Origin of the sequence: Winogradskyella sp. (assembly GCF_016744625.1) — a bacterium.
Taxonomy (GTDB): Bacteria; Bacteroidota; Bacteroidia; order Flavobacteriales; family Flavobacteriaceae; genus Winogradskyella.
This window is the reverse complement of sequence record NZ_JADGDZ010000033.1, coordinates 18,154-33,609: the sequence shown is the minus strand read 5'-3', so window position 1 is coordinate 33,609 and position 15,456 is coordinate 18,154. Positions and strand designations below refer to the sequence as shown.

Genomic DNA, 15,456 nt, shown 5'->3' with positions numbered 1-15,456 from the left:
TAAGCGAGTATAAGTATTATTATTAAAACAATAAATCTATATTAGATTTATTTAAGAATTATTTTTTGTGATCGAGTTTCGCTTGTGTTTTTAAGTTTCACGATATAGATTCCCGCAGATAAATTGTTGACATCTATAGTGTTTGTTGTACTATTTATGCTTAACTCTTTTGAGAGAACCACTCTTCCTTGTATATCATAAATTGTGGCAACAGTATCACTATTTAATTGCCCTTTTACAATCACTTGCTTAATAGATTGGTCAGTATATATATTTAATCCATTTAGAACATCATTTTTAACAGATAAAACTGATGAAGAAAAATGAATATAAAAACGACCAGTTCCATTTAAAGAAACAGTAGGTGTAAACGTATAATCATTAGAATTTAATAGTGTCCATGTATTAGCTACATTATCTTCTAAATAGATATTAATGTTAGAAGGAATGTTTGTAGTTGAACTATTTAATCCTAGAGTAGCTTGTACACCAGCGTTGACATTAACTCCTACAGGTACAACAACATCATTAAAATCTTGATAAGGAAGCGCCTGTATCGCAAGATTAACTCCAGTATTATCTTCAACAAGGTGTGTGTATATACCAGCTCCACTTCCGCCAAATGCACCTGCATCATAGCCAGGATCTAATCCACGTGTCTGATTATTAACAAAATAAATTTTAGTAGAGCGTGTATCTGATTCATTAGATAAGAATAATTCTGATAATGCATTATTTGGTGTTGATGATCGGTCAATAAAATCATCTGAAGAACCAATGGCACGCATAGCTGGTGTAAAAGTTACATCAGTCGTACTTCCACCTACCTTAGACCTTACAAAGAATCCTTGACCAGGCGCAATTTTGTCTGTAGCATTTAAGTTATTCCATGTTGTCCATCCATTACCATTATAGCCATAAATAGCTTGATACGCACCTCCTGGATCAAATTGACTTGCGTTTGCAGTAAAGAATGCTCCAAAATCTAAATATGAGGGGTAAGGATTACCAATTAAGTTCCACCTTTTATAATTGCCAGTACCTAAGTTTTTTGGGAATACTGGATTTATATATCCCGATAAGATTGAAGAAGAATTACAATATTCAAGAACCTTATATATTAAGCCTAATAGTAGTTTAGTGTATATAGATCACTTACTTAAAAACGTTGGTGATTCTGAAGTGAAAAGAGGCCTTAAAATTTCAAGTCAACATGTATCTGAGACCGAACTTGGTTTGCACGATGGAGAAAATTATGTGGCATATATTCCATTTGATAAAGATTTAAAATTACCAAATGGAGAACAATTCGAAATTACTACAAACAAAGATCAACGCTGGAGATATTTAAATCGTAATCGTTTTAAACTCGATAAAAACAATCCAGAACATATTGAAAAATATTACAATCATGGTACCAACTGGAAAGGCGAGGTTGCACCGGGAATCTATGAAGTAGAGTACGATTATAACCAAATGGCAGGATTGCATTTAATTGCTTCAGAACCTTGGTTATGTTATGTCAATAAGAAAACTAATACAGCATTTGTGAAAATCATGGAGCCTTACAATCCAGAATTGGAATACGATCATGGATTAAATAATGCCATTTTTTGTAGTGGTTTGTCTGAAGGTTATATAGAAACTGAAGTACAAACACCTTTGTACAATTTAGATCCAAATGAAAGTTTTAGTTATAGAGAAATTCATGGAGCTGCGCAAATTGATAATTCGCCAGTTTTAAATGTAAATTTAGCAGGCATAACAACAAAAAGATTAGAATTTAATGAAGAATTAGAAAATGTTACAGGTAAGTATGGCGTATTTACTGAAGGTTTTCCTGTATTAAGGCTTTTAGATATTGACGGAAATATAATAGAAGAACAAACAGATTTACTAGTAAACCCTTTACAAGTATATCATCTCTTTTTTGAAGTAGTTGATTGGTCTAACGCGCATACAATTCAGCTTTTTATTAGAGATTTAAATAAAAAAGAAACACTGTTGGATCAACTACAGTTAAATTAATAAAACCTAAATTAAGACTAAGATAAACTTAAGAATTATGAATATTTCAAAAGGAATTAAACTCGCAATTGCTGCCATACTGATATTTACAGCAGCTTGTAATTCGATAAAAAACAGCAGTTCTGAAAGTAAATCAGAATCTACAGCAGTTACTACAAAACCAGTAAAAACACCAAAGCGACCAAATATATTAGTGGTGCTTTGTGATGATTTAGGCTATGGTGATGTGAGTTTTAATGGTTCAAAAGACATACAAACACCAGCTTTAGATGCTTTAGCAGCAACTGGGACAAAATTTACTTCGGCTTATGTACCACATCCTTTTTGTGGACCAAGTAGAGCAGGTATTATGACAGGTCGTTATGCACATACTATTGGAGCGCAATTTAACTTGCCACCAAATAGCGAAACAATTGGAGAAGGTATTGATATCTCTGAGAAATTTATGAGTAAGGCTTTACAAGAGTCTGGTTACCATACTGGTTTAGTTGGGAAATGGCATTTAGGTGCTATTGATAAATACCATCCAAATAACAGAGGTTTTGATGATTTTTACGGTTTCTTAGGAGGTGGACATAATTATCATCCAGAAGATTATAAAACGAAGTATGCTGCCGCTAAAGAACGCGGTGTAAAAGTGATTTGGGATTATTTAGGCCCTTTAGAACATAATGGACTAGAGGTTACAGATGATAATGAATATTTAACAGATGTATTGTCTAATCAAGGAGTTCGTTTTATTGAAGCGTCTTCAAAGAAAGATGATCCTTTCTTTTTGTTTATGTCTTACAATGCACCTCACACACCACTCGAAGCTAAGAAAGAGGATATGGAAGTATTCGCTAGTATCAAAGATAAAAACCGTCAAACGTATGCTGCAATGGTTTATGCTGTAGATCGTGGTGTCCAGAAAATGGTAGATGCATTAAAGGCAACTGGTGAGTATGAAAATACGTTGATTGTGTTTTTTAGTGATAATGGTGGACGACCAGATAAAGGAGCAAATAATTATCCATTGAAAGAAGGAAAAGGAAGTGTGTATGAAGGTGGTTATAGAGTGCCAATGTTTTTCCATTGGAATGGTGTTGTACCTTCGGGAATGATTTATGATAACCCGATTTCGGCATTAGATTTATATCCAACTTTTGCTCAATTAGCAGATGCAAATATTCCTTCTAGTAAAACCTTAGATGGAAAAGACATGTGGAGCAATTTTATGATGAATAAAGAGGTGCGAATTGATGATAATATCTTTACAATGAGACATAGAAACGGATTTAGTGATGTTGGTGTACGCAACGGAAAATGGAAAGCTGTAAAAGCCTACAAACAAAAGTGGAAACTTTTCGATATTGATAAAGATATTAGCGAGAAAAATGATATTAGTATATCACATCCAGATATATTGAAAAAATTAGTTATTGCTGCTGAAGCATGGAGTAAAACACATGTCCAGCCATTATGGTGGCATAATAAAAAGACAGGAGTTGAGTGGAAGGACGATGGAATGCCACATTTTGATAAGACATTTAGTTTAGACTAAATAGGTGTAATTGTAAAATAAAACCTCTTGAAAAATCAAGAGGTTTTTTACTTTTGTTTTATGACAGATAATTTAACAAACGAATTCTTTGCTATTGGAATCCAAAATGGGAAGACTCCAGAAAACTTAGGTGTGCTTTGGCGTTCTGCACAGAATCTTGGAGCTAGTTTTATTTTTACTATTGGTAATCGTTACGCTAAACAAGCGAGTGACACTCATAATGCTGTAAAATCGATGCCTTATTTTCATTATGATACTTTTGAAAATTTCTTCAATAACTTGCCAAAAGGAGCAAGATTGGTTGGTGTAGAGTTAACCGATGCTTCTGAACCTTTAGAAACGTTTAATCATCCAAGACGTTGTGTTTACTTATTAGGAGCTGAAGATCACGGTCTATCAAAACAAGCTATAGAAAAAAGCCATTTTTTAGTAAAATTTAAATCTCAATTAAGTCTTAATGTCTCAGTTGCTGGCAGTATTGTGATGTATGATAGAGGTATTGATAAATCTAGAGTATAGAGAACTTCATGTTTCTTTCAAAAAAATAAAGCCTCTTGATTTCTCAAAAGGCTTTGTATTCTTTAAGCATTTAAGTTAATTAATAATTAACTTTTTCACTACTTTTCTTAATCCATCACTTACTTCTACGAAGTAAATTCCTGCACTAAAATGATTTACTGAAATTTCCTTATGCAAAAATGAACCATAGGTTTTGTGCATTGTTTTGAGCACCGATCTTCCATTAGCGTCATATATATTAATTTTTGTATCATCCATTGGTATTGTGGAGCTAATCGTAAAATTACCATTAGCTGGATTAGGATAGATAGATAGCATATTTTCATTTTGAAATGTTTCAGTAGATAACGTAGTCGCTGAACAAATGTCTACTGTGAAGTTTAGAATTGTTCCTCCATCTGCTCCAGAAAAATTATCAGAAACATTCAATGTCCAATCTCCCATTGAAGATAAACCATATAATAAAGATAAATCACCTTCTGGGATAAAGCTCCCTGTAAATGGTGGAGTTCCTGAAGTTATAGGTTCGGTAGCTTCTTGGTCAAATATAGTATTAGTATAATTATCTTCACTACCACCATTACCTATAGATAATTCGATTTGTGTACCATTTGGTGCAATAAGGAGAATGTCTAAATCTTCATTCCATGTATGATCAATTGTTATTCCGATATTTATATCTTGAATAACTAAATCTTCAGTAATAGTAATTACTGAGTTATAAGGATTACTAACACCTGATTCTGGAATTTCTATCGGTAAATCAGTTGCGTCATATTCTGTACAACTACCAGTAATGAATGAAAATTCATTAGAAGTAAATCCAGTTTCACACAGATTTTCTGGAGTGACACGCCAAAAGTATTCTGTTCCTGGTTCGAGTTCTGCAGCGTAACTGTTGGTCTCTATAAATTCAGAGATAACCACACTTGAAAACGTATCGTCTTCTGAAACTTCAAGATAATATGATTCTGTATTTGAATTTGAATCCCAAGAAAAGTTAATTATAAACTCTGATATGATGGCATTATCCAATGGGCTAAGTAAAGTAGGTATAACAAGACCTTCATCGTAAACCGTTAAATACACTGTTTCAGAGAAACTTTCACTTCCAGACGTTGCGACCAAATCAAAAGAATAAAATCCATTTGATAGGTTTTCTGTATCTGTCAGTAATGCTGTAACTTGTGTTCCGTTTGTAATAGCAGATGTTGGATTAAAAATTAAAGAAGTACCAGGTGGCAGATTTGAGCCTGAAAAAGTTGTGAGATCATTAAAGCCTAGATATGTTAAATAAGTAAAGTCATATGCAGCATCATCTCCACTGCAAATAGCATTATCAGAATAATCAGATTTTATAATGAAATCAGTATTTAAGATTTCGAAATCTGAAGCATTCATAGCAAAAAAGATATTGTTATTACCTTCAACAATAAGTCTTGCAGTGCTAGTATCTACGTCACCAATATCTGGTACTGCAATGTTTGCGTTTCCAGAATTAGGTATATCGGAGGCAAGTGTAAACGGAAATGTTTGTCCTCCGTCAATCGATAAAAGAATATTTACATTTGGTGTGTTTACGCTACCAGTATCTGTACCAGCAACATCCCAAGTAATATCTTGATTAGTGCCTACAAGCCATGTTTCTGTTGTGGTCTGCGAAGTCACTACAAATGGGCCTGAGTTTTGATCAACTGTGACTTGCATAGTATCATAACTAGATTGTCCGTTAAGTCCTAAAGCGTCTGGCTCTCTGTCTCTAACCGTTAAAGCATAATTTAATGTTCTATTTACTATAGAAACTGTTTCCCAAGCAGATCCCAAAGTAGGATTAGTTTCTGTGAGTTGGTTTGCAGCTACTCTACCTAAATTTGGGACATATCTATTAGAACTAGGATTTGGTGGTAAAGATCGTACCATCGACCCAGAAATATAGTTTGGTCCAAAGTCAGTATTAGTTACACGTCCATTATCTATTCCTTCCCAACAATAAAATAAATTGTCTCCAGTATCTGCATCAGTAGCATTTCCTTTGAGAACATATGCTGTTCCTTGCGGAATGGTATAATTGTTACCTGCATTTGCTATAGGCGCATTATTGACAATTGTTATAGGATTATTGGTTATCCAGCATGTGTTATTAAAGTTGAAATTATCAGAGATTTGTCTAATACTATGGTAATGAAAGTAAGGGTCTGGTTCTAATTGTACATTGTTGTCACCTGTAATACCGGCATATCCCATAATGGTAGAGCCACTTCCTGGTTCAGAATTTGTTATTGTTCCTGTTTCTTCGGCAAAAGACCATGTGTGGTTTGCACCCATTTGATGACCAATTTCGTGAGTAGTTACTAAATCAAAATATTCACCTATAGGATTTTCAGATGATGTATATGCAGCACCTTTATCATTGTCTGTATCACTTGTGCCATCGTCATCATTACATACACATCCAATACAACCTGCATTGCCATTTATGGCTGTATTTGTAGCAAACAAATGCCCAATGTCATATGCTGCATTGCCAATTTCTGTAGTAAGAAGGTTTTGTAATTGTGCTCCCCAACTATCTAATGTGCCAAAATTATTACCATCTGATCCAATAATAGAATCAGCAAAGGGATCTGTTGTGGCATCTGTATATATGAGTTGATCAAAATCTTGAATCTCGAATGTTACTGCTAAATCAGTTTCAAAAACCATATTAACTCTTGTAATTGTAGCATTTATTGCAGCTAGCGCATCAGCTATTGTACCGCCATGAAATTGAGCATATTCACCTGTAGTTGAAACAGCCATTCTGTAAGTTCTAAGTAGCTGATCGTTGGCATCTCTATTTTGAAAATTAGTATTGTCAACTTCATTATATTCGTTTGGTGTTGAGCACACGAAGTCATTTAATTCATCATTTCTTGCGTCAGCACTATAAACCACATGGTTATTAGTATTACGATCTAAGAATTGAATATAAGTACTTGTTTTTTTGTTACTCATTATCGTAGCTTGCAAACCTCTGTGATCTAAACTAAATCTTAAAATTGATCCAGATTCTGAGTAGCCTACATAAGACTTAATGTTAGGATATTTCTGAGATAGTGATGTTGCTAAAACAGAAGCTTCAAAAATTGAGAAGACCTCAGAGTCACCATTTTCGTTAGGAAAACTAATTTTAATAGTAGTTAGGTTATCGTTAACACCTCTTTGAGGGACATTAATAAGGCTTTCTATAAGGAGGTTTTGGTTTAGTGAGTAAAATTTGTGTTGTTCTGTTTTTAAATTTTCAAAACCTGTTTTGTTTTCAACAGAAATAGGATTTTTTTGAATCCAAGGATTAGTTTGACTGAATCCTGTTAATCCTGACAATAAAAATAATAGCGAGATAAAGGTGTGTACGGTTTTATTCATAATAATGTAATGATTAATTAATAGCATATATCATTACATCGAGAAAGCATTTAATTGTGAGCAAATTTTTGAAATGACTGAAACTTAATTTCAAGATTCATCACTTACTTAAGTGTCTAAGTTAGTATTGTAATGTTCTAAAATTTTATTATAAAAATTAGATTTTACGCATCTTCAAGTTTATTCTAAAAAGCACTATAGCTATTAAAACGGTAATGCCTAAGATGAGCCATATCCACCAATAGCTTGTAGTAGAAATATCAATTGGTGAATTATCACCAATTAATACTAAGCCAGCCCAATATTGAGGTGATATAGTTCTACCTTCTGCGCTAGCAATATAATCTAACTTTGCTTTTTGTAAGGCCTCGTCTTTTGGTAAACCATCTTTAAGATGCCCATAAAAATTCTCAATAATGGTAGCACTAGATTGTTCATCAATTTTCCAAAGGCTTGTTAAAATGCTTTCGCTGCCAGCATAGTTAAAAGCATGTGCTAAAGATATCATGCCTTCACCTGGTTGAAAGCCTGGTTTTCCAGTTTCACAGGCTGTTAAAATAGCCAGATTAGAGGCTAAATTTTGGTTGTAAATTTCGTAGGTGTAGAGTGAGTTGTTGTCTGTGTTTTTAACATCGTCTAGGTTTTTTGCGAATATTAACCGAGAGAATTCGGGTGATATATTATTAGATTCTGCATGTGTTCCAATATGTATAATCTTATGCTCTTTTGCTTGCTGAGTAAAGATTTGTTTAGATGCTTTTTCATTTACAAAGGAGTTACCATCAAATAGTTGAGAGTATTCTCTAGCTAGACTTACTGTAAAGGGTTGAGGTAATAAGGTAAGGTATGATTTGTCTAATAATACAGAATCTTTAATGGCAATTTTATAGTTGTTTTTCATTTGGTCATTAAACTCTGGTGTAAATGCCACAAAGTTTTTTTCGAAAAACTTTGGCTTTTTGTTTTTATCAATTAACAATAGGCTGTAGTTGTAAGATATATTGTATTTGTTTAGTAGGCTTTTTTCTGCTAATTCTATAAATGAATTGACTTTAGTTGTTGTTAAAACTTCAAAACTTAAATTAAAGAGTTCTCCATCAGGAACTATAATAACACTTTTGTTGGTAATTGTTTTTTCAAATGGTCGCCATAATATATCATATAAATTGCTATAAGAATTTAAGTTATTCTCTAGTAGACTATTTTTATTTTCTTTTGCGGTCAACTCAGTATTTAGCTTATTTACATTTATATTATAAGCTTCTATTTTGTCTTTTTCAATTATAAAAACATAGAGTTTTTCTTGAATAATTACATATCTAATGATAGATGTCTTGTTATAAAAATTTGAATGATTAAGGTTTAAAGACTTTGAGATTGATGCATATCTTAAGTTGTAATATTTTGGATAATCGCGTTTTAAGATTTCAAGATAATTGACCCAATTTTCATTGGTTTCTAAAAATTTTCCTATACCATCTTCAATGCCTAAAGCTGAATTAAGTTCGTCTTTTAATAGTTTCTCTTTTTCTATAATGGATTCGGGAATACCATCAATTGTGAAATTAGATTGTATGTTAAGTTGTTGCCTAATTTTATTGTATAGTTTCGATTCGTGAATACTTAATACTTCTTTTAAATAATTTTCGTCTTTTGTTTCTTTATAAAGCATCATGGCTATTTCTTTAGATAATTCGAAAACATCGTCATTATCATCTAGAATAATAGATATGTTTTGATCTTCGCTAGCCATTATCTTTTGCTGCTCTAAAATACTTATTGCTTCCTTAAGCCTTTTAAATTCATTTTTGAGAAACAAAGCGTCTTTATTGTTCTTTAATTTTAAAGCTACTTTAGATTGAAGCAATAATGCCATTGGTTTATTTGAAGCATTTAATTCATTCACTTCTGAAGAATAAGAAACATTTAAAAGCTCTAAAGCTTTATTTATTTGTTTTGAAGCTTCTATGTAGTTTTTAGATTTATATTGAATATCTGCTAGGTTTAATAATTGTGAGTATTCTAAAACAGTACTCTTGCCTTGATTCTTTACAACATAATTGTAAGTTGTAGTTGCTATCTCTATAGCTTTCTTTGTATAACCGTTTTTTGAGTAAAAATTAGAAAAAGTAAGCATAGCTTCTAAATAGAATGGATCATAGCTATCTCCAAATACACTTTTGTAGTAGTTTTCGCTTTCTTCATAACATTCTTTTGCGATTTCGGTGTTATTATAATATTCGTTTACAACACCTTTGTAGTAATATCCATCTGCAATACCTAAATAATCTTTTTGTTCATTATTAAGATAAATGTCTAAGCCTTTATTGACGAATTTTTCTGCAGTTTCGAAATCTTTTAGTTTGATATGTGAATTGGCAACTTGCAGGTTTGTGAAAGCTATTTCGGGATCATTTTTAGCTAAATATTTTTTCTTTTCTTCAAGAGTAAATGTATTTAAGTCTTTTGCTTTTTTTAAGTTTCCTTGTTTGGCAAAATCGGATGCATAATTTTCAATAGTCATATGTAAAAACATACGCGCTTCTTCTTTAAAAAAGTCTTTTCCTTCAGCATCAGATTTAAGAAAGGCGAGGTAATTTTTTATTGACTTCTCATTATACTTTATAGATTCTTTAGTATTACCTAGCGTCGAGTATATTGATGCCATATTTGCCTGATTAGAAGCTGCATAATAATACTTGTTCATTGGTGTAGGCTCTAACTTTGTAATGATGTCTTCGCCTTTTTTAAAATAGAATAAAGCACTATCTATTTTGTAAGCATCCCACATTCTTCCTCCTAGAGAGTTATAAGCGTCTAGTATTTTAGTTTTGTCTGATTTGGGATAAGACAAGTAATTTTTTAAAGATTTATGACTATACCAAGTCGCTTTTTTAATATTTCCTAGTCGTCTATAATCTATGCTTAGATTATGATGTATTAAACCAAACAGGTCACCTGTTGCATCTGGCATTTTTTTGGTGATTTCTAAGGCGATTAAATTTTGCTCAGAAGACGTCTTGTAGTCGCGTAAGAGCACATAAAACCGAGAGAGGACTAAATACTTTTGCCTAGCAACAGATAGTGAATCTGTTGCATCTGTAAGGCTATTTGCAAAGTTATTTGCTTTGGTTATTGCGGTCTCTTTTCCATTTTGTTTTAAGGCTATTTTGCCAACATAGTAAATGCGCTTTGCTAGCTCTAAATAGTCTTGTTTTTGTTTTAATTTATTTATGTTATTTATTAAGACAGAATCTGCTTTTTTAAAGTCTTTATTTGAAAGTAATGAATCGATGAGTTCTGTATCTGATAAAGAATGTGTTTGAGCATTTGAACTGAATGTAAAACCAATTATAAATATTAATAATACAACATACATATTATAACTAGATAATGTCTTCATGCTTTCTTGTTTTTTAAAATAACAACTATGATTATTAAGAGGACAATGCCCATTAACCAAAATACTAAACTCGATGAGGTTTTTAAATCAATAGGCGATGCATCTCCAATAAGTACTAATCCTGCCCAATATTGAGGTGACCTAGTTCTGCCTTCAGCTGTAGCTAAGTAATCTAGTTTTGCTTTTTGCAAAGCTTCGTCTTTTGGCAAACCATTTTTAAGATGGCTGTAAAAATGTTCTATAATTTTAGCACTAGATTGTTCATCTATTTTCCAAAGGCTAGTTAAAATACTTTCGCTGCCAGCATAATTAAAAGCATGTGCTAACGAAATCATTCCTTCGCCTGCTTGGTATGTTGGTTTGCCAGTTTCACAAGCAGTTAATATAGCTAGATTAGAAGATAAATTTTGATTGTAAATTTCGTAAGTGTATAACGAATTGTCTTCTGAAGAAATAGTATCATTTACATTTTTCGCAAATATAAGTCGTGATAATTCGGGTGAGACATTATTAGATTCAGCATGTGTACCAATATGTATAATTTTATGTTCTTTGGCTTGAGTTGTAAACACTTGCTTTGAAGCATTCTCATTTGTGAAAGAACTACCGTTAAATAATGTTGAATATTCTTTAGCCAAATCCGCAGTAAAGGGTTGAGGAAGTAAGGTTAAATAAGTGTTATCTATATCAATAGAATCTGTAATAGTGATTCTATAATTGTCTTTCATTTCATCATTAAACTCTGGAGCAAATGCTATAAAATCGCTATTATAATTAATAGTTTTTTTGTTTTCATCTAGTAATAACAAACTGTAATTATATGATATGCTGTATTGTGAAAGCAAGCTATTAGTCGCAAGTTCTTTAAATGTGTTTATTTTGGTCGGTGTTAAGGTTTCAAAACTTAAATTGAACAACTCTCGATCTGGGAAGATAATAATGTTCTTAGTTATTATATCGGCTTCAAAAGGTTGCCATAGTTGTTTGTATAAATCATGATATTTTTCGCTAATCTTTAAAACATCATATTGGTTTTTGCTAATGTCATTTATTTTATGTTTTAGATTTTTAGAGTCTAATTTGATTATTTTTTTTTGTGTTTTATTAGCAACAAAAGCATATAATTCATCTTCAATAAAAATGTAGCGAATTAGTGTTGTATTGTTTGAGATATTATTTTGTAAATTATCTAAGGATTCTTCAATTGTAGCATAACGCATTCTATAGTATTTAGGATAATTAAGCTTTAATGAATCTTTAAAAGTCTTCCAATCTGCTTGTACTGTAAAAAACTTATCAATGTTACTAGTGTTATTTAATGAAGCATATAAGGATTGTTTTAGTGTTTTTTCTCTTTCAATAACTTGGTTAGGAAGATTAGAAAAGGCTATATTGTTTCTTATGTTTAGATGAGAACGGATGCGATTATATATACTAGATTCATGAATTGAAAGTAAATTATTTAGATAGATTTCTTCGTTTGTTAATTGATATAAATCTAAACGTAAATGTTTTGCAAAATTGAATAAATCGTTATTGTCCTCAATAAGTAACGATATATCTTCAGATGTATTAACTACGGTTTTTCTTTGTTCTAAAATTTTTATTCCTTGCTCAATTTGTTTTAATAATGATTGAAGAGTATCGATGTTTTTGGTTGGGTTTAATTGATACCTCGATTTTGCATTTATATATAAAGCTCGAGGCTTTTTCATTTCATTTTGAATGGAATCTAAAGCGTTATTCATCTTTAAATTAAATGAAAGTGCTTCATTACTATGCCTAAGTGCTTTTTGGTAATTTTTAGATTGATAATATACTTGAGCTAGATTTTCTGTATGCTTAAATTTGCTAATTAAATTCTTGAAAGTGATTTTGTTTGTATGATTATAACTCTCTTCAGCTAATTGAATAGCTTTTTCATTCATACCATTTTTAGCATAGAATCTTGACATTTCTACAAGGGCTTCTAAAAATTCAAAGGAATAATTATTTTGGTATTCTTCTCTGTAAAGCCTTTCACTTTTTTTATAAATTTTCTTCGCATTTTCAAAATCATTCAAGTTGTCGTAAACCGAAGCTCTTATCATTAAAGCATAATCCTCATAGTATGGAGCTTTATGGATTGACTCTAAACCTTTATCTATATAATCACCTGCTTCTAAATAATTCTTAGCAATGAGATGGACATGACCTAATATTAAAGTAGATAAAATAACGTTAGGATTATCATCACTCATGGTTTTACGTTTTTCATTGTAAGAGTAAGTCAAAACTTCAATAGCGCTTTTATTATCTCCAATACCAGAGTAAAATCCACCTAAGTTATCTACACTTGCAAGACGAAACCTGGCAGCTCGTAATTTTTTAGATTCATTTTCTGCAACTTTGACATAGCTTTGATAATCTATAATTGCCTTTTTTATGGTAGTAATTGATTCTTCAATCTTGCCAGAATTGAATAAGTTTAAAGCAATATTTTGTTTTACAATTGCGGCTCTATAATAGGTGTTTATAGGCGTAGCTTCCATTGTGCTTAAAGCTTTTAAGGACTTGTTGTAGTAAAAACTAGAACTATCTAATTTTAATAATCTGGCTTTAATTCTACCAATAGAATTATAGGTTAGATAGAATTGTTCAGCTTCTATACTAGGATTAGTTTCAAGTATTTTTTTGGAATTGTAGAGGTGCTTTTTTGCTAAGTCTATATCATTTAAATTAATGGCGCAAGTCCCTAAATTATATTGAATTTGCGATATATCTCTATGCTTTATCGGATCTATTTTATTTGCATATGATAAGGCTTCTTGGTTTAATTTATAATTTTTATCAAATAATCTTGCAGTTGCATATACATTGTTTAATTCTATGAGTGCATTTTTTACTGTTTCGGGACGATTAGATCTTTTTATAAATTCAACTAATTCTTCCGTTCTTTTAATGGCTTTTTTTGAATCGTTTTTTGCTAATTTATAGCTGCTAACTACAGATAAATAATTAACGAGAGAATCATATAGTTTTTCTGCTTTAAACCTTTTTAGTTGCTCACTAAGTATAGATTCTGCTCGTTGCAAAGAATCTTGTTCGATGAGTTTGTTTATCTTTTCTATACTAGAAACTGTATTCCTTTGTGAAAATCCTTGTTTTCCAATTGTAAAGAAAAAAAAGAGCAATACTATCCTAGTACAATTGTAAAATCGTTTCATAATCAATTGATTAGTAAGAAAGTTAATCGTTCAGTTTAGATAGGAGGGCTTTACTGTTATCGATATTAGAATGTTTGAAATTCGCTTTCGCTTTTTCTAAATTTCCTTCTTTTAAATAAGCTAAACCTAAATAATAATAGGCATCATTGACTAATGGAAATTCGTCATTCTTAATGGAATTTTCTAGAAAAGAAATAGCGGTTTCTTCATTTTTATTTGCTAAATGCGCTACACCAATAAAGTAATTTATAGTGTCATTATTAGGTTTTGCTTTCTGCAAGACTTCCCACTTAGATATTGCGGTTTTATAATCGCCTTGTTTGTAATTTACCATGGCATCATAAAACTCATAATTATTTGTGCTACTCATGGTCGTTGGTAAACCAGGATCTGGTGTAAAGTACTGTGAATAGAGGCGCTCATTAGAATCTCCACTAATAAGCCAAAAGCTTCCTGCTGCAATAATTAGTGCGGCAGCTACAGCTATCTTTTTCCAATGTAAAGTACGTACTTTGATATCTGTAGATACATTATCATTAGATGTTTGCTCAATATCCTTATGAAATATATCTAACTGTTCTTTTAGGACTTGTGTTTCAATACCAGTTAAAACAGTTTTTATATCTTCTACTTTCGCTTTAAAACCATCTTCCTTTTTTAATATATTTTCAAATGCAGTTAAATCATCATCTAAAAGTAAACCATTAAGGTAGGCTTCAATCCTTTCAAATTCCTTTTGTGAAATATTATTCAGGTTCATTGCTATTAATTATTTTTCAGGGCTATTTCTCTTAGTTTTTGCATACATCTGTACTTTTTATTTCGTGTAGAAGCAGAATCTAATGCTAATTCTTCAGCTATTAAATTCATTGATTTTTTTTCAAAATAAAACTTACGTAGTAAGCTTTTGCATGCTTGGCCTAAATTTTTAAAAGCTAACATTACATCTTCTAATCGTTTGTCTTTTAAAATGTCATCATCAATGTTATTATTTTCTTCATCTTTTATTTCAAAATGATTTAATTGTGATGCAACAATTGTTTTTTTATAGCCTTGAGATCGTAGAACATCCAACCATTTGTTCTTAGCAATGGTATAGAGATAACCGTTTATTGAAGATTCACTTTTTGGTACAAACTTATTCTGCTTAATATTTTGCCAAACCGCTAAAAAAGCATCTTGATAAATATCTTTTGCTTGATCCTTAGAGCCGTTATTCTTTAAAACCAATATTTCAATTTTCGGATAATTAGTGACATACAGATTTTTTAATACTTGCGTATCGTTGTTCTGTACAGCTACTATAAAACCTTGGTTTTTAGCTAGGATTGGACTCTTTTCTTGCATTTAGC

At 31.4% G+C, this 15,456-nt stretch carries 9 protein-coding genes; 3 read left to right on the top strand and 6 right to left on the bottom strand.

Annotated elements, in window-relative coordinates:
* Positions 1 to 47 precede the first annotated feature (47 nt).
* Complete coding sequence (locus tag QZZ53_RS08815) at positions 48 to 788, bottom strand: T9SS type A sorting domain-containing protein (RefSeq protein WP_296383696.1); 741 nt, start codon at positions 786 to 788, stop codon at positions 48 to 50.
* Positions 789 to 1,032: 244 nt separating this feature from the next.
* Between QZZ53_RS08815 and QZZ53_RS08810 the strand changes: the two genes are divergently transcribed.
* The 3 genes from QZZ53_RS08810 to QZZ53_RS08800 are packed head-to-tail and all read left to right on the top strand — an operon-like array spanning position 1,033 to position 4,090.
* Positions 1,033 to 2,028 (top strand): hypothetical protein, encoded by a 996-nt coding sequence (locus QZZ53_RS08810; RefSeq protein ID WP_296383694.1) that lies wholly within the window; start codon positions 1,033 to 1,035, stop codon positions 2,026 to 2,028.
* A gap of 37 nt (positions 2,029 to 2,065) precedes the next feature.
* Positions 2,066 to 3,571, top strand: a complete 1,506-nt coding sequence (locus QZZ53_RS08805) for a sulfatase-like hydrolase/transferase (RefSeq protein ID WP_296383692.1) — start codon at positions 2,066 to 2,068, stop codon at positions 3,569 to 3,571.
* Between the two features lie 60 nt (positions 3,572 to 3,631).
* Positions 3,632 to 4,090 (top strand): RNA methyltransferase, encoded by a 459-nt coding sequence (locus QZZ53_RS08800; protein WP_296383690.1) that lies wholly within the window; start codon positions 3,632 to 3,634, stop codon positions 4,088 to 4,090.
* A gap of 75 nt (positions 4,091 to 4,165) precedes the next feature.
* On the opposite strand, the gene QZZ53_RS08795 is transcribed toward QZZ53_RS08800, so the two are convergent.
* The 5 genes from QZZ53_RS08795 to QZZ53_RS08775 all read right to left on the bottom strand — a co-directional run bounded on the left by QZZ53_RS08795 (position 4,166) and on the right by QZZ53_RS08775 (position 15,451).
* Entirely contained in the window at positions 4,166 to 7,495 is a 3,330-nt protein-coding gene (locus tag QZZ53_RS08795; RefSeq protein ID WP_296383688.1) for a reprolysin-like metallopeptidase, read from the bottom strand.
* A 157-nt stretch (positions 7,496 to 7,652) separates the two neighbouring features.
* Positions 7,653 to 10,898 carry a CHAT domain-containing tetratricopeptide repeat protein gene (locus tag QZZ53_RS08790; RefSeq protein ID WP_296383686.1) on the bottom strand — a complete coding sequence of 1,082 codons (3,246 nt, stop codon included), beginning with the start codon at positions 10,896 to 10,898 and terminating at the stop codon, positions 7,653 to 7,655.
* Complete coding sequence (locus tag QZZ53_RS08785) at positions 10,895 to 14,104, bottom strand: CHAT domain-containing protein (RefSeq protein ID WP_296383684.1); 3,210 nt, start codon at positions 14,102 to 14,104, stop codon at positions 10,895 to 10,897. The genes QZZ53_RS08790 and QZZ53_RS08785 overlap by 4 nt, the downstream gene beginning before the upstream one ends.
* Positions 14,105 to 14,126: 22 nt before the next feature.
* On the bottom strand, positions 14,127 to 14,864 hold the full coding sequence (locus QZZ53_RS08780; protein ID WP_296383682.1) for a tetratricopeptide repeat protein: 738 nt from the start codon (positions 14,862 to 14,864) through the stop codon (positions 14,127 to 14,129).
* A gap of 5 nt (positions 14,865 to 14,869) precedes the next feature.
* On the bottom strand, positions 14,870 to 15,451 hold the full coding sequence (locus tag QZZ53_RS08775; RefSeq protein WP_296383680.1) for a sigma-70 family RNA polymerase sigma factor: 582 nt from the start codon (positions 15,449 to 15,451) through the stop codon (positions 14,870 to 14,872).
* Positions 15,452 to 15,456: the final 5 nt, after the last annotated feature.

What these genes read in the sequence shown, in the direction of transcription:
- QZZ53_RS08795 (WP_296383688.1), bottom strand. Translation starts at nt 7,495, where the DNA reads ATGAATAAAACCGTACACACCTTTATCTCGCTATTATTTTTATTGTCA.
- QZZ53_RS08785 (WP_296383684.1), bottom strand. Translation starts at nt 14,104, where the DNA reads ATGAAACGATTTTACAATTGTACTAGGATAGTATTGCTCTTTTTTTTC.
- QZZ53_RS08775 (WP_296383680.1), bottom strand. Translation starts at nt 15,451, where the DNA reads ATGCAAGAAAAGAGTCCAATCCTAGCTAAAAACCAAGGTTTTATAGTA.
- QZZ53_RS08805 (WP_296383692.1), top strand. Translation starts at nt 2,066, where the DNA reads ATGAATATTTCAAAAGGAATTAAACTCGCAATTGCTGCCATACTGATA.
- QZZ53_RS08790 (WP_296383686.1), bottom strand. Translation starts at nt 10,898, where the DNA reads ATGAAGACATTATCTAGTTATAATATGTATGTTGTATTATTAATATTT.
- QZZ53_RS08815 (WP_296383696.1), bottom strand. Translation starts at nt 788, where the DNA reads ATGCGTGCCATTGGTTCTTCAGATGATTTTATTGACCGATCATCAACA.
- QZZ53_RS08780 (WP_296383682.1), bottom strand. Translation starts at nt 14,864, where the DNA reads ATGAACCTGAATAATATTTCACAAAAGGAATTTGAAAGGATTGAAGCC.
- QZZ53_RS08800 (WP_296383690.1), top strand. Translation starts at nt 3,632, where the DNA reads ATGACAGATAATTTAACAAACGAATTCTTTGCTATTGGAATCCAAAAT.